Consider the following 661-nt stretch of genomic DNA (forward strand, 5'->3'; position numbering starts at 1 on the left):
GCGATGTTGAAGCGAGACGTGGAGTTCGAAAAAAAAGCCCGCGCCTTCGCTCGGGAACTCGATCAAGAAGACAACGGTTCGAATTGATCTCCCGGTTGAAGGCACATTTCCCGGTGTCGTATCTCTGCACCAAACTCGGCATCTCCCGGTCTTCGTTCTATGAGTGGATCAACCGAGACACCACTCCGACCGAGTCCCGGCGTGACGTGCTCACCGCGCAGGTCATCACCGCGTTCGCCCGGTCTGGGGGCGCGGCCGGTTACCGCAAGGTCACCGCTGCTTTAGCGCGTGAGGGTTTCCAGGCCGACCGGAAGACCGTGGCGGGCATCATGAACTCGTTAGGCCTGATCTCACCGGCCGCAGAGCGGGCGTTCAAGGTCGCGAACCGGCGCTCCAAACGCGTCCTGGACCCGGTGGACCTGTTGCTGCGCGACTTCAGTTCCCTCACCCCGGGCACGATCATGGTCGGCGATATCACCTACGTTCGCACCCAGGAAGGCTGGCTCTACGTCGCGACGGTGATCGACCTTGCGTCTCGATCCGTGCTCGGCCATGCCTCGGGCGCGACAATGACCCACCGGCTGATCACCCGGGCGATGCAGAAAGCTATCGCAACCGGGCACGTGAAGCCGGGAGCGATCTTCCACTCCGATCACGGATC

At 62.3% G+C, this 661-nt stretch carries 1 protein-coding gene; it reads left to right on the forward strand.

The window, feature by feature from the left end:
• A partial coding sequence (locus K2F54_RS18925; protein ID WP_220607402.1) for an IS3 family transposase occupies positions 1 to 661 on the forward strand: 661 nt, incomplete at both ends.

Origin of the sequence: Cryobacterium inferilacus (assembly GCF_019599185.1) — a bacterium.
Taxonomy (GTDB): Bacteria; Actinomycetota; Actinomycetes; order Actinomycetales; family Microbacteriaceae; genus Cryobacterium; species Cryobacterium inferilacus.